17 protein-coding genes and 1 other RNA gene are annotated in these 25,330 nt (G+C 40.0%); 4 read left to right on the top strand and 14 right to left on the bottom strand.

What is annotated here, in order from left to right; translation table 11 throughout:
* Window positions 1–14: 14 nt before the first annotated feature.
* From HXT53_RS02325 to HXT53_RS02310, 4 genes are all read right to left on the bottom strand, one after another.
* Window positions 15–2,177 carry an InlB B-repeat-containing protein gene (locus tag HXT53_RS02325; RefSeq protein WP_421780547.1) on the bottom strand — a complete coding sequence of 721 codons (2,163 nt, stop codon included), beginning with the start codon at window positions 2,175–2,177 and terminating at the stop codon, window positions 15–17.
* Between the two features lie 218 nt (window positions 2,178–2,395).
* Window positions 2,396–4,756, bottom strand: a complete 2,361-nt coding sequence (locus HXT53_RS02320; protein ID WP_174142765.1) for a DNA gyrase subunit B — start codon at window positions 4,754–4,756, stop codon at window positions 2,396–2,398.
* Window positions 4,757–4,864: 108 nt separating this feature from the next.
* Window positions 4,865–6,169: an RNA polymerase sigma factor gene (locus HXT53_RS02315; RefSeq protein ID WP_004112553.1), complete on the bottom strand. Its 1,305-nt coding sequence runs from the start codon at window positions 6,167–6,169 to the stop codon at window positions 4,865–4,867.
* Window positions 6,170–6,299: 130 nt separating this feature from the next.
* The gene (locus tag HXT53_RS02310) at window positions 6,300–7,250 is read right to left on the bottom strand and encodes a hypothetical protein (protein WP_410311268.1); all 951 of its coding nucleotides are present in this window, start codon (window positions 7,248–7,250) and stop codon (window positions 6,300–6,302) included.
* A gap of 178 nt (window positions 7,251–7,428) precedes the next feature.
* Between HXT53_RS02310 and HXT53_RS02305 the strand changes: the two genes are divergently transcribed.
* Entirely contained in the window at window positions 7,429–8,511 is a 1,083-nt protein-coding gene (locus HXT53_RS02305) for a polyprenyl synthetase family protein (RefSeq protein ID WP_004112551.1), read from the top strand.
* Between the two features lie 90 nt (window positions 8,512–8,601).
* The gene (locus HXT53_RS02300; RefSeq protein WP_410311267.1) at window positions 8,602–10,923 is read left to right on the top strand and encodes a Stk1 family PASTA domain-containing Ser/Thr kinase; all 2,322 of its coding nucleotides are present in this window, start codon (window positions 8,602–8,604) and stop codon (window positions 10,921–10,923) included.
* A gap of 133 nt (window positions 10,924–11,056) precedes the next feature.
* On the opposite strand, the gene HXT53_RS02295 is transcribed toward HXT53_RS02300, so the two are convergent.
* Window positions 11,057–11,746 carry a lysophospholipid acyltransferase family protein gene (locus HXT53_RS02295; protein WP_101886393.1) on the bottom strand — a complete coding sequence of 230 codons (690 nt, stop codon included), beginning with the start codon at window positions 11,744–11,746 and terminating at the stop codon, window positions 11,057–11,059.
* 76 nt (window positions 11,747–11,822) lie between these two features.
* Between HXT53_RS02295 and HXT53_RS02290 the strand changes: the two genes are divergently transcribed.
* On the top strand, window positions 11,823–12,365 hold the full coding sequence (locus tag HXT53_RS02290) for a hypothetical protein (RefSeq protein ID WP_004112548.1): 543 nt from the start codon (window positions 11,823–11,825) through the stop codon (window positions 12,363–12,365).
* Between the two features lie 99 nt (window positions 12,366–12,464).
* Here HXT53_RS02290 and secA read toward each other — a convergent pair whose 3' ends face one another.
* Together secA and hpf are read right to left on the bottom strand one after the other, a co-directional pair.
* Complete coding sequence (secA, locus tag HXT53_RS02285; protein ID WP_421780542.1) at window positions 12,465–15,236, bottom strand: preprotein translocase subunit SecA; 2,772 nt, start codon at window positions 15,234–15,236, stop codon at window positions 12,465–12,467.
* A gap of 212 nt (window positions 15,237–15,448) precedes the next feature.
* On the bottom strand, window positions 15,449–16,123 hold the full coding sequence (gene hpf, locus HXT53_RS02280; RefSeq protein WP_421780540.1) for a ribosome hibernation-promoting factor, HPF/YfiA family: 675 nt from the start codon (window positions 16,121–16,123) through the stop codon (window positions 15,449–15,451).
* 156 nt (window positions 16,124–16,279) lie between these two features.
* On the opposite strand from hpf, the gene rnpB reads away from it, so the two are divergent.
* Window positions 16,280–16,651: RNase P RNA component class A (gene rnpB, locus HXT53_RS02275), an RNA gene on the top strand.
* Here rnpB and HXT53_RS02270 read toward each other — a convergent pair.
* The 7 genes from HXT53_RS02270 to tyrS form a co-directional block, all read right to left on the bottom strand.
* Window positions 16,650–17,348 (bottom strand): HAD family hydrolase, encoded by a 699-nt coding sequence (locus HXT53_RS02270; RefSeq protein ID WP_020760152.1) that lies wholly within the window; start codon window positions 17,346–17,348, stop codon window positions 16,650–16,652. The two genes, rnpB and HXT53_RS02270, sit on opposite strands and share 2 nt — an antisense overlap.
* 64 nt (window positions 17,349–17,412) lie before the next feature.
* Entirely contained in the window at window positions 17,413–19,191 is a 1,779-nt protein-coding gene (gene recN / locus HXT53_RS02265) for a DNA repair protein RecN (RefSeq protein WP_004112544.1), read from the bottom strand.
* Between the two features lie 9 nt (window positions 19,192–19,200).
* Entirely contained in the window at window positions 19,201–20,229 is a 1,029-nt protein-coding gene (locus tag HXT53_RS02260) for an NAD kinase (RefSeq protein ID WP_004112543.1), read from the bottom strand.
* Window positions 20,230–20,337: 108 nt separating this feature from the next.
* On the bottom strand, window positions 20,338–21,117 hold the full coding sequence (locus HXT53_RS02255; RefSeq protein WP_004112542.1) for a TlyA family RNA methyltransferase: 780 nt from the start codon (window positions 21,115–21,117) through the stop codon (window positions 20,338–20,340).
* 38 nt (window positions 21,118–21,155) lie between these two features.
* Window positions 21,156–22,253: an HAD-IIA family hydrolase gene (locus HXT53_RS02250; protein WP_004112541.1), complete on the bottom strand. Its 1,098-nt coding sequence runs from the start codon at window positions 22,251–22,253 to the stop codon at window positions 21,156–21,158.
* 98 nt (window positions 22,254–22,351) lie between these two features.
* Window positions 22,352–23,917 (bottom strand): tetratricopeptide repeat protein, encoded by a 1,566-nt coding sequence (locus tag HXT53_RS02245; protein ID WP_004112540.1) that lies wholly within the window; start codon window positions 23,915–23,917, stop codon window positions 22,352–22,354.
* An 83-nt stretch (window positions 23,918–24,000) separates the two neighbouring features.
* Window positions 24,001–25,320, bottom strand: a complete 1,320-nt coding sequence (gene tyrS, locus HXT53_RS02240; RefSeq protein ID WP_421780537.1) for a tyrosine--tRNA ligase — start codon at window positions 25,318–25,320, stop codon at window positions 24,001–24,003.
* Window positions 25,321–25,330 lie beyond the last annotated feature (10 nt).

Raw genomic sequence — 25,330 nt, 5'->3', positions numbered from 1 at the left:
TGCGATATTTGCGTTTAATGCTTGCGGCGAGACTTGAATAGAGACAAACCAAAGCCAGCAAACAAAGACACAAATAAAGCACTTATAGACATAACCAGTGAAACACCAGTATCAGGCAAATGCTTAGCAGGAGACTTAGCATTATAAGCTTCACCAGCATCAACAGCCTTAAAACGCTGCTCAACAGAACGCTCCACTGGCTTATCCGAAGAATGAACAGGATTCAACACAGGCTGCTCAACAACAGAATACTCTGGATTCTCAGGAACAATCTCAGGAACAGGAATCCACGAATCATCAGGCACATAAGGAACATCAGGAACGTCAGGAACTGGTATTGGCTCAGGTTCAGGAGTCACATCTGGCTTAGGCGTAGGCTTAGGCTTCGATTCCGGCTCTGGCTCAGGAGTCGGCGTTGGTTTCGGCTCAGGTTTAGGCTCCGGCTCTGGTGGTGTTGGAGGTGTCGGTGTCTTAGGAACATACGAGCTATACACAGAAATATCACCTTTTACAGTAGTAGAGCCTGTGAACTTACTACCTTTACCGTTTTTCTGCGTAAACCACCCTTCAAAAGTGGACCCAGACTTCGAAGGATCAGCCGGCATAGACTCAGTAGTCCACTCATCGCTATTAATAGATTTACCTTCTTGCACTTTTACTTGTGCATATTGAGTATCTCCATCCATAAAAGTAACTGTATGACCAGCAACCTCCCACTTAGGGAATACAACAAATGTGTGATTTGTAGAGCAATATTGCGTACCGAGCATACTACCAAACGTATTAACGCCCTTGTTGTCTCTAAGTACAGCAAATAAATATGGGTAGGCAGTAGTTTGATCGTTAAATGGTACGTACGCAACGGTTGTACTATTAATGATCGTTTTATTGTCATCCCCCATACGGTCATATGATGTGTATGGTTGACCATTCGTTTTTTTAGCAACATAGAACTGCCAACCAACAAACTTGTAACCAGCTTTAACAGGAACCTTAGGTTTACCATTTTCATCCATCGTGAATTGAATAGCGTTGTCTTTTACACGAAGACGTTCAAAAATATTATCCTTGTTATATGTGAACTTCCAGTTTCCGTCAGATTGATACTCCTTATTAGAGTTTTGAGGCTGCGCGTACGAGAAACACTTAGCTGCCACAGACTCATCCTTGGCATAAACAATCTCCAAGGCATTTAGACGAAAATATTTATTTTGATAGTTTTTATTAGACCCTTTAGATGGATTCCACGTAAAGTGCGTGACATCAGGTTCAAACGATTGTGATTCATCTGTGGCAACATTGTTATACGTCACATAATACGGGCTTGGAATTGTGCTGTTTACCACTGACACCTCGTAAGTATGGCTTGAATCATAGCTACCCAAACTTTTCGTTGCACTAGTAGCAGTATCAGGATCATAAGTGCCAGTAGTTGTTGCTACTACCTTGTTATCAGTTGTATCTTTTATCTTAAACTGAATCTTCTTAAATGCATCCTTTACGTCTTGTCTAGTTGAGTCCAGCGTGGAACCAAAGTCCCAACTCTCAAAATTCAATTGACCAAAATCACTATCACCCTTAATAAATGCATTTTTATTATCCTTGTTCATAGTTTCCCAGCAAAGACTTACTCTAAGCTCAGTCGTTTGTGTTTGAGGTTTAGGAGTTTGATCAGGAGCTGGCTTACCACTAGCAAAAAGCGCTTGATTAAAAATTGTTGGTGAAACTGGAGCTTCCTCACTCTTAGACTTTGAATCAATATTTAATTCAGTCTTTGTATCAGTATTTACAACAGAATCTGCATTAGATTTAGCAGTAGTCTTAACGCCAGTGTTTACATTAGTCTTTGTATCAAGCTTTGCATCAGACTTTACATCGCTCTTAGCTTCAAGCTTGGATTCAGTTTTTGTATTAGAATTTGGTTTCGAATTCGTTTCAGGTTTTATATTATCTTTATCAGAAGAATCAGAAGACTTTATTACACTCTTATCAAAAGTACCAGTTTTTTGAGAAGAGCTATTTTCAATTGGGGGGGGGGTAGTAACTTTTGCAGTTGAAGTGCCAGAATCCACGTAAGTATCAGCAGCATTTGCAGTTTGAGCCATGCAAAAAGCGCAAGCAGCAGTAGCAATACTCATCATCGTAGTCGATAATAAAATCACAGTTTTCTTGTTCATTTTTCCCTCTTATAAAACAAATTCTAAGAAAATCAATAAATGCAAAATCCCAGATTCACTTCCACTATTGAAGCAAACCTGCATTCGCAATTATATCATAAAATCATTATAACTTAACTAAATGTCATAATGTAATTACAATTCAAAATTTGTAATACACATTATATAATGCGAAGAAAATTACAAATTAAGTAACTTAACGCACAAGTAAAACAAAATCAGGTATCGATTTTGGAACGATCGAAGTCGTCAGCGTTATCAACAATAAACTGCTTGCGCGGAGGAACATCATCACCCATAAGCAAATCGAATACTTCGCTCGCCTGCTGAGCATCTTCCATACGAATCCTTCTTAGCATTCGCGTTCTAGGGTCCATAGTGGTGTCTGCAAGCTGATCCGCATCCATCTCACCCAATCCCTTGTAGCGCTGAATATCGCTGTTAAAATCAATGCCCTTAGCTTGCAAATCATCAAGTTTTCCAGCCAATTCGTCATCGGAATACGTGTAAATATACTCGCCTTTGTGCTTTCCAGCGAGAGCAATTCTGTGAAGAGGCGGCACAGCAGCATAAACATGCCCGTTCTCAATAAGCGGACGCATATAGCGGTAGAACAGCGTTAGCAACAAAATACGAATATGCGCGCCATCAACATCTGCATCGGTCATCATAACAATCTTGTTATAACGCGCTTGCGAAATATCAAAACTTGCGCCCGACCCTGCTCCAACAACTTGAATGATTGCAGCGCACTCCTTGTTGGAAAGCATTTGCGCAAGACTTGCTTTTTGAACGTTCAAAATCTTACCGCGTATTGGCAAAAGCGCTTGGAAAGCAGAGTTTCTAGCAGCTTTTGCAGTTCCAAGTGCAGAATCGCCCTCGACGATGAAAAGTTCTGCAACATCGTCATTTCCAGGCTGGCAATCAGAAAGCTTTGGTGGCATTGAAGCAGACTCAAGTGCATTCTTTCTACGAGTAACTTCCTTAGTTTTACGCGCTTGAATACGCGCATGCATTTCGGAAACAATTTTTTCTAAAACTCTGGCAGACTGTTCTTTGAATCCTCGCTTGGATCCGCTAATCATTTCCCCAAATTGAGCGTCAGTCATTTTTGTAACGATTGGCTTAACTTGAGCAGTTCCAAGAACATCTTTAGTTTGACCTTGGAATTGAGGTTCAGCAATGCGAACTGTTACAACAGCCACCATTCCAGCTAGAATATCGTCTCGCTCAATCTTAGTGTTTGAATCTTTAAGATTTACTTTTAGCTTGCGAGCATTATCTTCAACAGCTTTACGAATTTGCTTAGTCAATCCTTGCAAGAATCCGTCTACGTGCATGCCTCCGCCAGGAGTTTCAACAACGTTTACGAAACTAATAATCGTTGAATCGTAGCCATTTACCCAGCGCATTGCAATGTCAACGCCACATTTACGCGTCACTTGCTGAGCATGTAAATCTCCAGCAGAATCAACAGCTTGTGTCTCCTCTACATACGTATCTTCGCCAGAAATACGCCAAATATCTGAGACTGCTTGACCCTTTGAAAGAAAATCAACGAAATCTCTTACTCCGCCGTTATGCAAAAATTCAACCACTCGAGGATGATGCTTATTTTGCAATTCTCTAGAAGACTCACTATTTGCAACAGATTGCGCAGTGGTTTCTTCTGATTCGCCATCAGATTCAGATTCTTCTGATTCATATTCAGATTGATTTAGCTCATTAGATTCATTATCTACGGTTGCTTGCGATTCATCCTTAAAAGCCAAATCATCTGTTAAATCACTAGTATTAGCATTCGCATCATCACTAGCGCTAACATCAATCTCTTGAATATCGCTAAATTCGCCTTCTGGCACGTGTTCGTCAATAACAGTAATGCGCAAGCCTGGAACCAAAAAACTAGTTTGACGAACTCGATCAATTAACTGTTCATAACTAAAGCGAGCTGTTGAGTTAAAAATCTCAGGATCAGCCCAATAGCGAACTCGAGTACCTGTAGTTTTTGGCGAAACAGTACCAATAATCTCAAGCTCAGTAGGCTTGTTCTTGCGAGTGCGCTTAAACGGAGAAGCTGGAGACGGATGCATTGAATCTGCGTCACTATAAACTCCAGGATGACCCTGATGGAAAGCCATGTGATGCGTTTTACCATCACGATCAACTTCAACATCCAATCGCAAGCTCAACGCATTTACAACAGAAGATCCAACGCCATGCAAGCCACCTGCAGCATTGTACGAAGCATTACCAAACTTAGCTCCAGCGTGAAGCTTAGTTAAAACAACTTCAACACCTGTAAGTTTTGTTTTAGGCTCTACATCTACTGGAATACCACGTCCATTATCTGCAACTTCAATAGAACCATCGTCGTGAAGAGTGACGATAATATGGTCACAAGCCCCAGCTAAAGCCTCATCAACAGCATTATCAATGATTTCCCAAAGGCAATGCATTAAACCTTGACTATCAGTGGTGCCAATATACATGCCTGGGCGCTTTCGTACAGCATCCAAGCCTTCAAGCACAGTCAAACTGTCGGCATCATACTGTTCTCGATCTTTATTAGAGACCACTTCTACCCCTTGTACAACACGAATATTAAGCAACCACTAAGCAATAAGTGTCGCATCCCTGCTAAACAAAGCAACAATACGACACTTTACTTGTTAATTATTCTAAAATCACTGATCTAAGAAGTCACGCAAAGTTTGCGATCTGGAAGGATGACGCAACTTAGACATTGTCTTAGACTCAATCTGACGAATACGCTCACGAGTAACACCATAGACTCGACCAATATCGTCTAAAGTCTTTGGCTGACCATCTTCCAAACCGTAGCGCATTTTAATAACGCCAGCTTCCCTAGGAGACAAAGTTTCAAGAACTTGTCTAAATTGTTCCTGAAGAAGCGAGAATGCTACAGCGTCCGATGGAGCGATTGCATCAGTATCTTCAATCAAATCGCCAAACTCAGAATCACCATCTTCGCCCAAAGGAGTATGCAAAGAAATTGGCTCACGACCATACTTCTGTACTTCTTGCACCTTTTCAACAGGCATATCAAGCTCGCGCGCAAGCTCATCTGGTGTAGGTTCGCGACCCAAATCTTGAAGCATCTGGCGCTGAACTCTAGAAAGCTTATTAATAACTTCAACCATATGCACTGGAACTCGAATAGTACGAGCCTGATCTGCCATAGCACGAGTAATAGCCTGGCGAATCCACCAAGTAGCATAGGTTGAGAACTTAAAGCCCTTCTTCCAATCGAACTTTTCTACTGCGCGAATTAAACCAAGATTACCTTCCTGAATCAAATCAAGGAAAAGCATGCCTCTACCTGTATAACGCTTTGCAAGAGAAACCACAAGACGCAAGTTTGCTTCGAGAAGATGATCTTTAGCTTTCTTACCGTCTGCTGCAGCCCACTTAAGCTCACGCTTACGCTTAAACTCCATTTGGTCAATTTGCGTATCAAGCAAATGCTGAGCATACAAACCAGCCTCAATACGCTCTGACAAATCAACTTCCTGCTCTGCGTTAAGCAGGCTCACGCGACCAATCTGCTTTAAATAATCCTTAACAGGATCCGCTGTAGCGCCAGTGGCGATTACTCGACGCTTAGGATTTCCAGAAGGCGTAAGATTATCGTCGTCATCATCATCTCGAACAATAAAAGCACCTTTTGCTTGTGGAACTTGTGGCGCTTCTTCTTTATTATCGTCAGAATCTTCGGAATCTTCATCATCTGGAATGTCATCCAGATTATTCATATCGTCAACGTCATCTAAATTATCAACATCGTCTACATCAAGATCATCATGGATTTCATCAAAATCTTCTAAATCCATATGTTCTTCATCTGTATCCATGTCTGCATCAACGTCAACATCTACATCTTGATCATCAACATCTTCTGACATTTTAAATTCCTGATTTTCTTCCTTGCCCATCTTGGAATCGACAATAGATGTATCTTCGCTCGCCAAACTTTTCCTCCTGTAGATTCCCTGCTATGTGCAAAGTAATCCGCCATATTAAGGCATTCATCATACCTTGCTATGCCCTTTAAAGGCATCTCACTATACCACAAAGGCATAGTTATGGCAAGGGCAACTTTTACTTAAGAAGTAAATCATCTTCTAAGGACGATTTTTTCTGCTTCCCTACTTGCGGCGTGGCGAATTTTCTACACCATGCTGGCTCAACATGACTTTTGTATGCATTATCCACAATCATAGCCATAGAACAATCAGGATCGATTTCTAGCGCCATTGAAACGTATCTTTCAACATCTCCTAGCTTAAACCACCAGCTTATATAAGACATTAATGCGTAAACTTGTACTTTTAATTTAGGATTATTATCTACAACATAAGTCATAGCTTTTAGCAAGTTAACAACGTCTAGCGCTTTACAAATATCAGGCAACTCATATTCTTCGTTAAATTTTTCTTCTAGAAAATCTCTTAATTCCTTAGATCTTTCTTTTTCTCGTGGAGCTAAAGCTAGCACGAGCAGATCATTTATGTTGTAATACTCGCCTTTACTGTCTAGTAAAGACACAAGAAGAGTATCTCGAACATTAATGTTATTTAGCATTGCAATCGGCAACATTATTAAGTCATAACCCACAATATTGCCGTCTTTTTTAGAAACCATGTTATGCCAGTTTCGTATAGATTGTGTAACAAAAATATCATAACTTGAAAATACAGCTTCCTCTTTTTTAACATTCAAATTTTTGCTCATATAATCTATGCCTATGTATTTTTCAAAAAGATTTGGCGTTAAATCTCTAAGACATTTAATCCAATAATCTTCATAATTATGATGTTTGTTAATATAATCTTTAGGAATATCTAAAACTGTCATACATTCTTTTGGAACATTACTGATATTCACTTTTTCTATACTATTTCCAGCAACACAAGTCATAGCAAAGTACTCTTCAGATATTCCGCAAAACATACCTGCAGCATATAAATTTGTTAATTCTTTCAAAGTTGAATATTCATGATCATTATCTTCAAAAACTTGCTTGTTTTCCAATTCACTTTTTATTCGCATAATTCCTCCTTATTTTGTTGTGTTTTTATACTGTTTTTAACTTGGTAATAAGAGTTTTGCAGCAGAAACAAATTAGTGCAATAAAAATAACGCAATGTGGTTAAAGGCTATAAAATCCTAGAAAATACTAGAAAAATACTCATTTTGTAATGTCTAAGGCATGTGGATAACTCTTAATATGAGTTTAGATTCGCAAAAGTCATGTATAGAGACGCGTATAAGCGAATTAATTTATGACCAATTTAATTCTTTAGCTTGTAAAAACCTTATTTCTAGTTGTGATAAAACACTTAAAGATGTAGTGAAACAAGCAATTTCTTCTAGTGAAGGCGGCAAAAGACTCAGAGCTTACTTAGCTTTAGAAGCTTTCGATGCAGTACGCGGTAACTGCTCTAAAGACACTGCATATTGCGCAATGCTGGATGTTGCATGTGCTTTAGAAGTCTTTCAAACTGCAGCACTTGTACATGACGATATAATCGACGAATCGGCTTTAAGACGAGGAAGACCAAGCGCATATTGCGCATTGAGCAAAGCATGCAATAGCAAGCATATCGGCATTGGACTTGGATTAATGCTTGGAGATATTTTAGCAACTCAAAGCTTTGACATAACTAGAAAAGCATGTACTAATTTGCGCAATCCTCAAGAAGTTTTAGGCGAGTTTGCAAATATGCAAAGAAATGTTGGTATTGGTCAAGTTTTAGATCTTTCCATAGAAATGATGAGCCTTAAAAATCCAAAGAAACTAGCAGAATCCTCAATAAATGTTTTTCGTTGGAAAACTGCAAGTTACACAACTATAGCTCCACTTGCGCTCGGATTTTTATCTGCTGGACTTAATAAAAATTACGCTATTAAGTTGGCGAATGATATTGGTGAACCATTGGGAATTGCTTTTCAGATTGCAGATGATCTTATTGATATTGTTTCAGATTCTGCTCACACTGGAAAGCCTATTGGAGGCGATATTCGAGAAGGTAAACGCACTGTCCTTTTGGCTGATGCTCTAGATCTTTCTTCAAGCGAAGACCGTCTATTTTTGATAGATGCTTATAACTCTAATAATCGCAATGAAGATGATGTTAATAGGATTATTAACATTTTCAATCAGAGTGGTGCTATAAGTAAATCTAAAAAGCGCATTCACAATCTTTGGGTTGAATCGCAAGAAAAAATAGATAACAGTACATTATCTGAATTTGGAAAATCCATATTGAACGAGGTTTCTAGCAAATTCATTCCTAGAGAATGGCAGTAAAATCACTGATATACTAAATATTTAGTGGATACTGTATTGCCTGTACACTTTTAGGTAGTTGGTTTAATACGCGTATAAGGGATTTACTACATGAGTGAAGTTCAAGCGCAACCAGGAATGTGTATTGAGAATCGCTATCGCATAATGCGGAAGATAGCAGAAGGCGGCATGGCTACCGTTTATCAAGCGCAAGATGAGCGTCTTAATCGCCCAGTTGCGCTTAAAATCATGCATACTCAACTAGCTCAAGGAGTGCATAGAGAGCAATTTATTGCAAGATTTAGGCGTGAAGCTACATCTGCCGCTGCAATAGCGAATCCTCATATTGTTCAGGTTTACGATACTGGTGAATTTGAAGGGCTTGACTACTTGGTGATGGAATATGTTCATGGAGTAAATCTTAGATACGAAATGAACAAATATGGCACATTTAGCCTAAAAGACACTCTTCGAGTTCTCGCGGAAACTTTAGATGGTCTTGCATCCGCACACCTTGCTGGTGTTGTACACAGAGATATTAAACCAGAAAATATTCTTATTAACGACCGCGGTCACGTGCAAATAACTGATTTTGGTCTTGCTCGTGCTATATCGCAAGCTACACTTTCTTCTACTGGTCTTCTTCTTGGAACCGCCGCATACCTAGCTCCAGAAATGATTGAAAAGAATCTTGCCACTCCTCAAGGAGACTTATACTCTGCTGGAATGATGGCTTGGGAAATGCTTGCTGGGCGTGTTCCCTTTAGCGCAGATAATCCTGTTACGCTTGTTTTTAAGCATGTTCATGAAGACACTCCATCTATAAAAACAATTTGTAGCGATATCAACTCTTCTATAGCTGATTTTCTTGCATCTATTACTGCTCGAGAAATGGAAAAAAGACCGAGTGACGCTTCTAAAGCACTTAGTATGCTTAGACAAATTTGCGCTAATATGCCTAAAGAAGATTGGCAATATAAGTTTAATCCAAATTACGATAATGAAGATCAACTTTTAAATACGACTTTAGACGCAATCAAAACTGAAAATAGAATGTCTGATTCAGATAAATTCGATAAAAGAAATTACTCTAACATACCTCTTCCTCCTAATGCGAACGATGCGAATAATGCTGATAAAGTTAGTAAAGAGAATGTAAATCAGAGTAGTTCTAATCCTAACAATATTGGAAATGAGGTATTGTCTAAAACTAAAGACATTGATAAAACAACTGATATTGATAAAACAACTGATATTGATGCAACTATGACAATAGTTCAAAAAAACAGTAACACTGATTTTAACTATTCCAATAGTCAAAATTCTTCAAACAGTGTGAATCAACTTGAAGATTTTAATGATAGCAATATGCTAACTATTGCTATGCGTGCTCCTCAATTTAATAAGAATGATTTAAGCACTGACGGTAAAAGTCAAAACTCTAATCATAAAAAATTACACAATAAAGTTGTTATTATAGCTGTTAGCAGCGCGGCAGTTGTTGCAGCAGCAATCGCATTTGGTTCTTACTGGTATTATCTAGGACCTGGAAGCTACTGGTCTTTGCCGAAACCAAATACGCAGTCATGCAAAACACAAGAAGCTTGCAAAATCACAAATATTCCATGGTTTGATTACGAGCAAACTCTTAAAATATCCAATATTCCTTATTCTGTTCAAAAAGAATTTAGCGATAATATACCTTCTGGAAACATTATTTCCACTAATCCTGATTTCAGTGGCGGTCATGTATCTAAACACGGAAATAATAAAGTTCATGTTATTGTGTCAAAAGGAATACGACAATCTACAATTCCTGAAGATATTATCGATCCAACATCAACAACTGGTAAGAATCCTATAAAAGCTTTACGCAAAGCTGGTTTTACTTCTATTAATCACAAAGAAAGCAACGACGTTTATTCATTAGATGTTCCTAAAGGCTGTGTTGTAGAAATTTCTCCAACACCAGGAATGCAAATGAATCACAATAAGAACATTACTGTTGTATTATCTAAAGGTCCTATGCCTGTTTCTATGCCAGATGTTGTTAACCGAACAAAAGAAGATGCGGATAAAGCATTTAACGACGCAAAACTTGTTCCAACATACAGTGAAGAGTTCAATGATACCGTTGAAAAAGGCAAAATTATTAGCACATCTGTAGAAAAAGGAGCGCAACTTCATTGGGGAGATAAACTCAATGTCGTTGTTTCTAAAGGTCCAAGAACTGTTACTATGCCAGATGTTCGCAATAAAAATGCTAACGACGCTCGAAAAGCTCTTGAAGCCCTAGGACTAAAAGTAAATGTTTCCGCTCCGCTTGGAGACTTTATGCACACGGTAAGATTCCAGTCTGTAGCTCCTGGTACACAAGTTCGTGTTCTTGATGAAAGAGGAAACCCAACAGTTGTTACATTAACCGTTATTTGATTTATACAAATAACGTAGGTAATGCTACACACACATTGTATAAAATGTTGTATGAAATGTTGTGAGTTATGTTGTAGGTTGTTTGAATCAAAATATTTTTACTCAAATAATCTACAACAAACAATTTACCAGCTTATTTCGCTGATTCTGCCATAATACGCTTTTTAACGGTTTGAGCATATTCGTCAACATATTCTTGACCGCTCATTTTTTGAATTGTCTTGGTTACTCTATCGGTAAGCTCACGAAGAATATCGTGCGTAATATCTTCTGGATTCATTTTTTCAACTTCAATAGGCTCGCCATAAATAGCCTTTGTATAGCCCTTTGCAGGCATAACCTGACCATGCCTTTGCAATTCCCTAGTACCAATAATCGCAACTGGAATAATCGGGCATCCTGTTTCCAAAGCTAAGCGAGCTGCACCAGTATGTCCCTTATACAATCTTCCATCAGGACTTCTAGTTCCTTCAATATGAATTCCAAAAAGCTGTCCATTTTCTAATATCTCACGAGCATGATTCAATGCCCCAAGAGATTTAGAACCTCCAGAACGATCCACTGGGAATACGCCAACGGACGTAAACCACCATTTTTTAAAGCGACCCTTTAATCCTTTGCCTTCAAAATACTCGGCTTTACCCATAAAATGAATCATCCTAGGGCATGTGAGAGGCAAAAGTGCATCGTCAATCACGGCAAGATGATTTGCGGCAATAATAGCCCCACCTTTTTTAGGAATGTTGTTAACGCCTTGAGCAATAGGATTAATCCGTAAACGCGCAATAAATCCAAACCCCTTTACAAAGAACCAATACAACATTCTAAAAACCCCTTCTAGCAAGAGTTACTAAAAGCGAATCATTACGCAATCAAGCAGACTTGCTACAGTATAATTTATGACTTCTTCTAAGAATACCAACTCCCCTCACCCTGAGGACAAAAACTCAAACAACAATAATGACGATTCTTTTGGCGATAATTCTTTTAATGAGAATTGGTCTGATTTTATTAGAGATCATGCAGAAGATTTTAAAGAAATAGAGAAATCTAAAAGTGCGAAAATCTTTAAAAAACGTATTAGTCAGGCGACAAAACCACTTACTAAAATAGCGTCATACAATAATGCTGGTCCAAGAGATAACGTTAAGACCAGTTGGTTAGATGTTGATGAAACAATGGATTCTTACGGAGACGATTTTGTTCCACCAAACCCACATTTTAAGAATATTTCTATTACCCTCATAGTTTTATGGACTATTCTTATTCTGGGTATTTTGGGCGTAATTCTTAGCGTCTTAGTGCCATATTTCGCAGCATACTCAGGCACTATAAGCGCTTTTCTGTTTCTTGTTGGATCTGCAGGCTTACTTATGAGTAGAAAGAAAAATTATACTTCTAGTGAAGATTACAACGACTACGGAAAAGGCGCACGAGTTTAAGTGCATTTATACAAAAGAATGAGGCTGATGTTAAAGCACCAGCCTCATTTTTTAAAGATTACAACTTAAAATTTAATCTTCGTTTAAACTAAAATTATTTTAATCCTCATTCTGACCATGGCATAACTTGTACTTTCTGCCAGAGCCACATGGGCACTCATCATTCTTGTTCGTTCCTGGGAAGGTACGACCATCAGCCCAAGGAGTCTTCCATTCTTCAACCTTTGGACGCTTACTCAATGGCACTTCACCATCAGCATGGCTCATAGGAGCAGGACCAACGATTCCAGAATGCTCATCTTCTTCTTGTTCTGCTTGCTGAATATCGGCATCAACATAAGAATCATCTTGGTTTTCAGTTTCCGCAACAATCTGCTCGAGATTCATACGGAATAGAAGCTGAATAGACTCTTCCTTAATTGCCTCAATCATTGAGTTATACATCTGGAAACCTTCGCGCTGATATTCAACCAGAGGGTCACGCTGACCCATACCGCGCAAACCAATACCATCCTTCAAATAATCCATCTCATAAAGATGTTCACGCCACTTTCGATCAAGAACAGCAAGAACAACTCTACGCTCAAACTGGCGCAAGTTATCAGAACCCATTCTTTCTTCAAACACAGCGTAAATAGTAGTAACGCCATCTACTATAGTGTCTCGCAAAGCTTCAACAGCTTTTTCTCCCTTAAGAGACTCAATCTGCAGGCGAAGCTGATCCCAATCCAAAATAATTGGCATAACAGCATTAACAGCGTCTTTAAGACCTTCCCAATCCCAGTTCTTTGGCTTATCAGAACCGTTCATAGCTCCGCGAACATAGCTATCGGCAGTATCTTTAATAAACTTCAAGATATCTTCATGAATATCTTCACCTTTAAGAACAATCTGACGTTCTGAATAAATAACAGTACGCTGCTTATTCATAACATCATCGTACTTCAAAACGTTCTTACGCATTTCAAAGTTACGCGCCTCAACAGTCTTTTGAGCCGTGCGCACGCCATTAGAAACATACTTAGATTCGATTGGTTCACCTTCTGGCAAGCCCTTAGCCATAACACGCGCAACAAGCTGAGTGTTGAACAAACGCATTAAGTCATCTTCCAAGCTTAAGTAGAAGCGCGATTCGCCAGGATCACCCTGACGACCAGAACGGCCTCTAAGCTGATTATCAATACGACGAGATTCGTGGCGCTCAGTGCCTAAAACATACAAGCCACCAAGCTTCTTAACTTCTTCGTGCTCGTCTTTAACTTGTTCCTTAACTTCTGCCAAAACGCCTGGCCAACGCTTCTCGTACTCCTCTGGAGTATCGTCTGGAGAATAGCCTTCTGCTTTAAGCTTTGCATCTGCCAAAAACTCAACGTTTCCGCCAAGCATAATATCTGTACCACGACCTGCCATGTTTGTAGCAACAGTCACAGCACCCTTACGACCTGCAACAGCAACAACAGCTGCTTCCTTAGCGTTTTGCTTAGCATTCAACACTTGATGAGGAATACGAGCAACATCCAAAAGCGAAGAAACGATTTCGGAAGATTCAACCGATGCAGTACCAAGCAAAACAGGCTGACCCTTTGCATGACGCTGAGCTACGTCTCGAACAATCGCAGCAAGCTTTTCCTTCTTAGTGCGGAAGATCAAATCATCCTTATCCATACGAATAACTGGACGGTTAGAAGGAATTGGAAGAACGCCAAGCTTGTATGTTCCCATAAACTCGGCAGCTTCCGTTTCTGCAGTACCAGTCATGCCAGCAAGCTTGTCGTACATGCGGAAGTAATTTTGCAAAGTAATAGTTGCAAAAGTCTGATTTTCTGCTTTTACTTCAACATTCTCTTTAGCTTCAATCGCCTGATGCAAGCCTTCGCTATAACGACGACCTGGAAGAACACGGCCAGTGTGCTCGTCAACAATCAAAACTTCGCCATTAGTAACAACATAATCGCGATCAAGAAGGAACAATTCCTTAGCTTTCAAAGCATTGTTCAAGTAGCCAATCAAAGCAGTGTTGCTTGGCTCGTAAAGATTATCAATACCTAAATAATCTTCAATCTTTGCAATGCCTGGATCCAAAATACCAGCAGTCTTGCGCTTCTCATCAATTTTGTAATCAACATCGCGATCAAGCTTTAGAACAAGCTTTGCAAACTCGCGATACCAACGCGTAACATCACCTTCGGCAGGTCCCGAGATAATAAGTGGCGTACGAGCCTCATCAATAAGAATGGAATCAACCTCATCGACGATTGCATAGTGATGACCACGCTGAACAAGATCGCCCTTTTCCCAAGCCATGTTGTCACGCAAATAGTCGAAACCAAACTCGTTGTTTGTGCCGTAAGTAATATCTGCGTTGTATTGCTTCCTGCGCTCTGGAGGCTGCTGATCTGTAATAATGCATCCAACGCTCATGCCAAGGAACCTGTAAATACGACCCATAAGCTCACTTTGATAGCTAGCAAGATAGTCGTTAACAGTAACAACATGAACGCCCTTACCTTCCAAAGCGTTCAAATAGCTAGGCAGTGTTGCAACAAGTGTTTTACCTTCACCAGTCTTCATTTCTGCAATATTGCCCCAATGCAATGCTGCACCACCCATGAGCTGAATGTCAAAATGACGCTGACCAAGAGTACGCCTTGAAACCTCTCTTACTGTAGCAAATGCTTCTGGCATTAAATCATCAAGTTTTGCACCATTGTCTAACTTCTGCTTGAATTTTGCCGTTTGCCCTTTAAGCTCTTCATCGGAAAGCGCAGAAATCTCATCTTCTAGCGCATTCACAGCCTTTGCAACATTCTCAAGGCGCTTCAATTGACGGCCTTCACCCATGCGCAAGGCTTTATCGACGATATCTACCACGTTTAGCTCCCTTAGGTCGTGTCTATTATTCGGCTAGCCAATATAGACGTAAACTGTGCCTATATTACGCGACGGCTGCGATTTTTATAAGATAGCGAGTCTGACACTGCGCATAAAATGCCCGCCTAGACTTTTACTAGACGGGCATTGACTCATATGAGTTAATTTCTATTTAATAATGTTTTACCCTTATTTGCTTTATTACTTCTTTATTACTTCTTTTTAGAAACGTTTTCTGGAGTATCAATTTCAAACACACCATAACTCCATCCATGCCTACGATACACAACCGAAGGTCTCATTGTTTCCTTATTTACGAACAGGAAGAAATCATGACCAATAAGTTCCATTTCATACAACGCTTCGTCAATGCTCATTGGCTCAGCAATATGAAGCTTGCGACGAATCACAATAGGAGTATCTCCAACACTCACCTCCACTGATTCGCCAGGACCCAAGTCGGAAGCAACCGCAGCATCTGCACTATTCGTTCCATCAACTTGAACAACTTCTTCAACAGTTGTTTCAACTTCTGGCTCTGCAACACCCAAATCAACTGGAACCATTTGCTCATATCCACGACGATGATCCTTACGACGATCGCGAGTTCTGCGCAAACGAAGCGTCAACTTATCAAGAGCCATATCCAATGCACTGTATTGGTCTGTGCTAGATGCTTCTGCGCGAATAACCGTACTTCCTGCAACTACAGTAATTTCAACTCTTTTTGCAGTATCTGCCTGCCTTGGATTGCCCTCAGTGTTAAGCACAATCTGAATGCGCTGCGCATCTGGAGCAATGGCGGTCACACGATTCATCTTGCTTTCCACAACGTCACGGAATCTTTGCTTAATCTGCGTATGACGTCCGGTGATGACGATTTCCATGCGAACCTCCTTAAGTAATCCGATATAAATCGGTTTGTGTACACGTCAACGGCACCAGCGCCGCTGATACATCCATTATATCCGCTAAAAGCCGCCATTTTCTAGCGAGTCGCAAAATATGCGCAAAATTAAAACGTCTGTTATAATTGGGAAGGTTGAGGTTTCACGATGACCGCGGCTGCAATGTTCATTCGGAGTAGCTGAGGAACTTCCGGGCTCCGTAGAGCACAATGGCGGATAACGTCCGCCCAGGGCAACCTGAGAGATAGCGCAACAGAGAATAGACCGCCTAAACTTTTGTTTAGGTAAGGGTGAAACGGCGGTGTAAGAGACCACCGGGCTTCTGGTAACAGTTAGCCGCATGGCAAGCCTCATTGGGAGCAAGGTCAAGTAGAAGGTGTTTAAGGGCTGCTCGCCTAAGTCTTCGGGTAGACTGCTAGAGTTTGGCGGTAACGTCAAATCGAGATGGATGGTCATCCGTGTGCATTTTGCACGCGACAAAACCCGGGGTATGTGAAACCTCAACTTAATTTTGATTTTCACTTAGTTTTTTGCATAACACTTTTGGAGCGAAATCAAAATCACAAAAAACTGTGCAACAATTATTAAATTCTGGATTTAAATCACTATTATCTAAATCCGCTACACCACAAGTTTTCATTCCAGCCAAACGAGCCGACTTTAAAGCTATAGCTGAATCCTCAAAAACAGTGCAATACTCTGGTTTTACACCTATTCTATTGGACAAATCTAAATAAGTTTGAGGACTATTTTTCCCATCTGATTGTAAATCTTCACCAAAAATCATCAAATCAAAATATTGCCATAATTCTGTTCGCTTTAAAGATGATTCGCATAAAGATTTAGAAAGAGTAGTCATAAGAACTAATTTTGCACCTGTTTTATGCAAATAATCCACGTAAATTTTTGCACCTTTTCTAAGAAGCAGTTGATTAGAATAAGCTTCATTAGCCATATCATTCCATTCCTGCATTAAATCTTCGGGAGAATCCGTAAAACCAAAACGTGCAATAACATAATCAGCCACTTCTCGAGGAGTCATTGTTGCAGTGGAATCAGCAAAATCATCAGGCACTTTAATACCGCGTTTAGCAAAACTCTTTTCGTCTATATCATCCCAAACATGTAAAGAGTAAAGCAAAGTACCATCAAAATCAAAAATTGCTGCACAATTTGAATTATCAACTAACACATTTTCGCTCATATTATTAATCCTGATATTAATCCTGTTTTATAAAAATTACTTTGAATTAGATTCAGATTTTAGATTAAATTTTGCTTGTTTTTAACAATTCTCTAGCATGCTCTAAAGAAGCTTGCGACTGACTTCCAGAAAGCATTCTGGCTATTTCCTGCTCACGCTGTGAATCATCCAACTTAGTAACAGTAGTATCTACGACTAATGAAGAGTTAAAATCATTAGAAGAATCACCAGAAACCGATGAATCACTAAAACTTTTTCTAACCACAAATTGAACATCAGCAAAAGAAGCAACTTGAGCCAAATGCGTTACAACAATCACCTGAGAACTTTTAGCAAGTTGAGCTAAGCGTTTGCCTAATTCCACTGCTGCAACTCCTCCAACTCCCGCATCAACCTCGTCGAAAATAAAAGTCATAGAATGAGAGTCGCTGTTATTGAATTTTGCCGCAACCAACTCCATAGCTAACATAAGTCTACTTAACTCTCCACCTGAAGCACTGCTACCCATTGGCAAATAATCAGACGACGGGAAAGGCTTAAAAAGAAACTCAACGTTGTCTAAACCATGAGAATCTAAGTCAACTACTCCAGTTTCATCTACTTTACGCCTATTAACTTTGATTAAAAGCTGAGCATCTTGCATAGCCAAAGATTCAAGCTCTTTACTAACTTCAAAACTAAACTTTTCTGCTGCACTTTTGCGCAAATCATAAAGTTTATCTGCTAAATTTTTGGCATTAGAATAATACTTATCACAGGCTTTTTTAGCGCGATCAATAGCCTCAGGTGAATCATCTAAATCTTCAAGCTCAAATTGTGCCTTTTTAGCCCACTCTAAAACATCGTCGATCTGTGGACCCCATCTGCGTGTTAAATCGCTTAAATCGTGAATACGATTGTTAATAGCGTCTAAATCTTCCTGACTCTCATCAACATCTAATTGCTGAGCGAGCTGCATAACAATGTCGGAAATTTGGGAAGAAATATCGTCAAGTTGATTTGCAATCGCGCTATAATCTCCATCAACTCGAATCGAGCGAATTGCCTTAGATGCATTGTCAACCAAATGTAATGCGTCAACGGAATCTATTGCGCCGTAGTCAATTTGACTTGCGTCTAACGAAGAAATTGCTTCGCTAATAGCTCCAACGATTTGAGCAGCGTTTTCTATGCGATCTCTTTTAGCTTTAAGCTCTTCATCTTCATTCCGTTTTGGATCGATTTGGCGAATTTTTTCTAGCGATTCTCGCAAATAATCTGCACGCTGCCTAGAAGAAGATTCTTGATTTATAAGCCTGTTATAAGATTCAACAGAATCCTGCCATTCTTTAAATGCCACAGAATATTCTTGTAATTCTTTTGAATCACAAGAAATTGAGTCCAAGAACTCACGCTGTTTTGCACTTGTTGCTATACGCAACTGATCACTTTGCCCATGAATTGTTATTGTTTGCGAACAAATTTTATCCAGCAAAGTCTTAGGAACAGAACAACCAGATACTACCGCCCTAGACCTACCAGATTTTGGAACAGTACGAGATACATAAACATCTATTTTAGAATCATCGCCTTCAGATTCTTCAACATCTATCCCAGATTCTTGCAAAAGATTAGAAACAATTCCTGACTTTGAAACAGAAAAAACGCCTTGCGCCCATGATTCTGACGCAAAAGATGCAATTCTAGAAGAATCAGCTTTTCCTCCAGATATAAGTCTTATAGCGCTTAGAAGCATAGATTTTCCAGCCCCTGTTTCTCCAGTAATAGCAGTCATTCCATATGAGGGAGTAATAACCGCGTGAGAGATTGGTCCTAAATTACGAATTTCTAATTCTTCAAGCAAGGATGCCCCCTACGAGTTTAAGCTATTAGGGTTATGGTAGTTATTTGAGACATTTGGAACATCTTCATAATTCCTATCGGTTTCATTATGCAGATTAGCCTCATATTCCTTAGGTTTGGAAGACTTTTTACGACGATTTTCGCGCCAACCAACTACAGGCAAATCAAACTTAGTAACTAATCTTTGCGTAAATGGAACACCAGAAAGACGCGCTAAAAACAGCTCATCTTTGGACTGACGAATTTGAATCCTAGAGCCTTGCGGTAAAGCCCTTTGACGCCTACCATCACAACAAATCCAACCACCAGAAGCTGAATCTTCCAAAATATCAATAGTAAAAGTTGAACCTGCTCCGATAATCAATGGTCTAGAAAAAAGCGCGTGTGCAGCCAAAGGAACCAGTTGCAAAGCCTCAACGTTTGGCCACATGATTGGACCTCCTGCCGAAAATGCGTACGCAGTAGAACCAGTAGGAGTAGAAACAATAACACCATCGCAGCCAAAAGACGACATTTCAACATTATCAACGCGAATCGAAAGCTCCACCATTCTACCGCGATCTGCCCTATCTAAAGTAATATCGTTAAGCGCCCAATCACTTAAAGGCTCACTCGCTCCAGGAAGCCAAACATCTACATGAGCTTCCATCCTATGCTCTAAAAAGTAATCTTTTTGAGCAATTCTTCTAATAGCCTCATCTATTTGGAAGCTTTCAAATTCCGCCAAAAATCCAACATGACCAAGATTTATACCTATGATTGGAACAGGAGTGCAATGCACCAATTCTGCAGCTTGAAGCATTGTGCCATCTCCACCAAGCACAACAACAATCTCTGTGTTTTCATCAATAACATGTGCTGTTTTTTGCGCAAAATCAGATACGGCAGCACTATGAAACACATCTACATGAAAACCAGCACTACTAAGCTGCGTGGTAACTTGATTTACAACGGCACTGTGACTATCAAGACGCGCATGCGTAACTACCAGAGCGCGACGAGCATAAGAAGCATCATCATCTACTAAAAGTTCTGGCATAACACAGCCCCTTTGTGGTTTTGCAAATAACAATAAATATTGTAATTGTTGCACTACATATTGCGCATTGTACTGCTTATGTAAAAAATATTTATCAAATAATTATTTTTAACTATTAAATTGCGCATAAAGAAGATATTCAATATTTCCATGAGTTCCTTCTATAGGAGATTCATGAGTTGAAACAACTTTTAAACCACTATTTTTAGCGCATTCTTTAATATTTTCTAATGCTTTAAGTCTTAGGTCTTTATCTGTTACAATTCCGCCTTTTCCAAGATTTCCCTTACCAACTTCAAATTGTGGCTTTACAAGAAGAACAATATTCGCGTTGTTTTGCGCAATACGCGCGATTACTGGAATAACAAAAGTAAGAGATATAAAAGAAACATCTGAGACTATAAGATTAGGCTTGTAAGGCAGATCTTGCGCGTAAACATTTCTAATATTTACGCCACTCATTTCGATAACGCGCGGATCGCTTGCGATCTTTGGGTGCAATTGACCGTGTCCAACGTCTAAAGCAATAACGCGATTAACGCCATTTTGCAACAAATAATCGCAAAAACCGCCAGTTGAAGCACCAATATCTAGCGCTTTAGTATTTGAATAAACTTTTAATCCTAAATCTTCAAATAAAGAGAACGCACCTTCTAATTTGAGTGCTCCTCTAGAAACATATTTAAGACAAGAATTTTCTTTTTTTGATTCATCAAAACTTATTTCTTGCGCTTTTTCCACTAAAAATGATGATTTATAAACAATTCGATTATCTACTTTTACTAACCCAGACTTAATTAAACGCTGAGCTGTAGTTCTACTTTTCACTAATCCGCGATTTACAAGTTCACAATCTAATCGCTGAACTAAATCATCTCCGTCAGACATTGAAAAATCCTCATACACACATATGCAAACTCATATATTCATAAAGAAAACTCTGGAAGAATGTAGTCTTCAAGCGATTTTCCACTATCCTTTAAACACCAAGCGAGCACACAAGCAGCACGCAAAGCGTTGCAATCATTAGGATTGTTTACTTCAATAGAATTACAAACAATTTGTGCTCTAGAAGTTCCGCATACAAATGTAACGTCGTCAACACGCTTTGGAGACTCATGAGCCTCGTTTAGTCCTCTTAAATCCTTAGAAACAAAGCTTGGTCGCAAGTGTTTTGGAGCCTCAAGCAACATACGCGGATTGGTGACACCAGTAAGCACTAGAAGAGACTCATATCCCCCTCTGGTACCAGCTTCGATGTCTGTATCCAATCGGTCTCCTACGGCTAGCGAACGCGAAATACTTATTACAGGATTCCCAAACTCATCTTTTTCTGCATATTCTTTAACATCTTCATCATTGTGATTTGCATTTGCAGCAACCAACAATCTCGCTTCGTCATACATTGCGCACTCGGGTTTTCCAGCAGAAGCAATAGGCTCAACTCCAGTTGCATTTACTACAGCTTGAATCATAGAACCGCATCCAGGAGCTATACCGAACTCACGTGGAATTGTTAAATCGCGATTAGTAACAAAATACTTAGCTCCATGCTCTACTGCGAAAGCGACTTGTGCCATTTCTTGCCAAGTCATTTGCGGATACCAGCCTTGGATAACAGCTTTTGGATTGTCTTTACAAGACTTTACTGGATTAAGACCAGCACTACGAACCTCTTGTATGAGATGATCGGCTCCAAGCACTAAAACATTAGAATTTCTCGGAACGTAGCGAGCAACCATTCTTGCTGCAACAACAGAAGAAGTTATAATCTGCCACGGCTCTACTTTTAAGCCGAAACTTTCTAGTTGACTTGCTACAACTTCTTGAAAACGAGAAGAATTATTAGTCGTATATTCAATAAACATGCCATTTTTTTGAGCATTTTCAATTGATTCAGCAGCATATTCAACGGATTTTCCGCCTCTATACACTACGCCGTCTAAGTCAAGCAAAGCTAAGCGAAAATTCTTGCTTAACGCAGATTTACTATTTGAAAAATTCGTTCGTTCATCAAGTTGCATAGAATATCCCCACATGATTTTAAAAATATCAAAGTAGCAAACGCCCGGCTTACTATACTCTCATAATACAGAAGCCGGGCTTAGAAAATATGGTTGTACTATTCCTCTTCAGACTTAACTGCACTCATCTCTATAGTTTCAGTATTGTCTGCGATTTGTGAATCATCGTCTGAATCGTCTGAATCTTCGCCCGAATCATCGTCTGAATCATCCGAATCGTCTGAATCATCCGAGTCATCATCTGGAGCAAATTGCGCATCATCTTCACTAATGCCAACTTCGTCCATAATCGCATCATTAAGATGTTCCAAATCGTAGTCAATCACAACATCTTCTGGATTTTCTTCGTCTTCAATATCTGCGTATTGCTCTTCTAAGCGATCAAGCAAAGAGTCAAGCTCAATAGCCTCATCACTTCGCCCAGCCTCCTCTAGGAAGTACTGTTCCGCTTGAACTGCACGCATTCTATACTCGCCAGGCAAACCCTTAGACCTACCCATTGCGTGAACAAGCTCAATAGCCTTATCCGAATGGTTTGTATCTGCCAAAACACCTGCGTACACAAGGAACATTTCTGCCTTGACTTCGCCAGTAACCCTTCTAGCTTCATCCGACATGCAGATTTCCAAAGCCTTATCAAGGTTGCCCATACCGCGCTCACAATCGGCAATAAATGGAAGATAATCCATGTAGCCATTCATTCGCATAGCTGTTCTAAACTCGCGCGCAGCAAGCTTGTAATCACCCTGACGGTATGCAATAAATCCTAATGTTTCGCGCGAAAAATCAATACGCGATGCCTGCTTTGCAGCCCACTTTGCATGTTCCAATGCAAGCTCTGGATCTTCTTCTTGCAAAGCATAAGCTGCGAGAATATGCAAACCAATATTTTCAGAATGTTCCTTAGAAAGACCGCGCAAACGCTCACGAGATTCTTTAGAAAGCATGGAATATTCTAAGCCCTTAGGCATCTTAGGTTCGCCTGGACGCCTATCAGTATAAGGGTTTTGAGATGGGTAAGAAACAGTTCCATCCGAGTTTCTACGAGGACCATTTTCAAAGCGGAAAGACGACTTTGAATCGCGCTTTCTAGAATCATTCTTCTTAAAATCACCCTTGTGGAAGCCACCGCGATTATCTTCAAAGCGGCGATCATTGCGCTCGCCACGATTATCACGATCAAACTTCTTGTACCTTGGATTGCCATTTTCTTCCGACTTGGCATCAAAACCACGATTTCTGCGAGTTTCGTGATTATCTTTTCTATCGAATCTGCGATCACTGCGGTTATCACGATCATCACGGTTGAACCTATGATCATTATCACGATGGTTAAACCTACGATCGTTATCCTTCTTAAAACCGCTCTTATTGAATCCACCTTTGTGGAATCCATTGCGTCTTAAACCTTCTGAACTACCAGAATCACGCTCAAAATCGTCACGACGACCGTTCTTATGATCATCATATCTGCGATCATTGTGCTCAAATCTACGTTCGCCATCACGGTGATTAAACTTTCTGCCACCATCTTTGTGGAATCCACCCTTATGGAATCCGCCACGATGCTCGCCGTTTCCACCATTTTTACCGCCATTTTGACGGCTAAAATGGCCACGATTACCAAACGACTTACCACTACGCGATCCGCGTTCTTCGCCCATTATTGGCATACCTTTCAAATTCTAAAAATATAAAATTATACTAAAAATCTAATATTAAAAACAAATCAAACACGCTTAAAAAACTAAGCACGCTCAACAGCGCCAATAGCCTTCTTGCCCCTACGAATCAAAGCAAAACGACCATGTAAGAATGAATTATCATTCAAAATGTCATCGACACTGTCTACTCGATTATTGTTAACGTACAAACCACCGGCTTCAATAGCACGACGAGCTTCAGAAATTGTGCGGAACAATCCAGCAGCAACAGCAGCTTCAACAACGCGATTACCACTATTTGCTTTAGCAAATTCTAAACTACCATCCTGCGCCTTAACCTTAACACCATCCAAGGCAGCTTCAAGAGTTTGCTCATCAATAGCGTCTAAATCACCCTTACCAAACAATGCCGAAGAAGCAGCAATAGCCTGATTCGTAACATCTTCACCATGAACAAAGCTTGTAACTTCCCAAGCGAGAACACGCTGAGCTTCACGACTTCCTGGGTCTTCTTGAATTTGCTTGTTCAAACGCTCAATCTCGCTCTTAGGCAAGAACGTAAAAGCTTTAAGAAGCTTAACAACTTCATCGTCTGGCTGATTAAACCAGAACTGATAGAAGCGATAAGGGCTAAGCATTGTAGGATCAAGCCACATTGCGTTACCCTCCGACTTGCCAAACTTACGACCTTGATTATCCGTAATAATCGGGCTTGTAAACACGTGCACAGAAGCTCCGCGAACCTTACGAATCAAGTCCATGCCAGAAGTCAAATTACCCCACTGATCAGATCCGCCAAGTTGCAAAGTAACATTGTAATTATCAAACAAGTACAAGAAGTCGTTTCCTTGCAAAACCTGATAGCTGAACTCAGCAAAAGAAATTCCTTCGTCGGAGTTTAAGCGGCGAGCCACAATATCCTTAGAAAGCATTGTGCCAACACGGAAATTCTTACCAACATCACGCAAAAAGTCAATAGCAGACATCTTAGAAACCCAGTCGTAATTGCTAACAAAACGAACAGGATTTTCACCATCAAGAGGCAAAATTCTGCCAATCTGCTTGCGTAAGCGCTCTGCCCAACCAGCCACAATATCTTTAGAATTAAGCGTGCGTTCTCCACTTTGACGAGGATCACCAATCAAACCAGTAGCACCACCAACTAACGCAATAGGATGATGACCTGCAGCTTGCAAATGACGCATATTAATAAGCTGAACAAGATTACCAATATGCAATGAAGCAGCAGTAGGATCGTAACCGCAATAATACGTTAATGGTTCTCCGTCAAGCGCTTGAGCAAGCTGCTGCTCATCAGTAGATTGTGAAATTAATCCACGCCACTTTAGCTCTTCAAACAAGGAAGCAAATCCAGCTTCCTTGTAATTCCTGACCTGAGCCATTCGTATCTCC

The organism is Gardnerella sp. KA00390 (assembly GCF_049244075.1).
GTDB lineage: Bacteria > Actinomycetota > Actinomycetes > Actinomycetales > Bifidobacteriaceae > Bifidobacterium > Bifidobacterium vaginale.
This window is presented reverse-complemented; position numbering and strand designations above follow the sequence as displayed.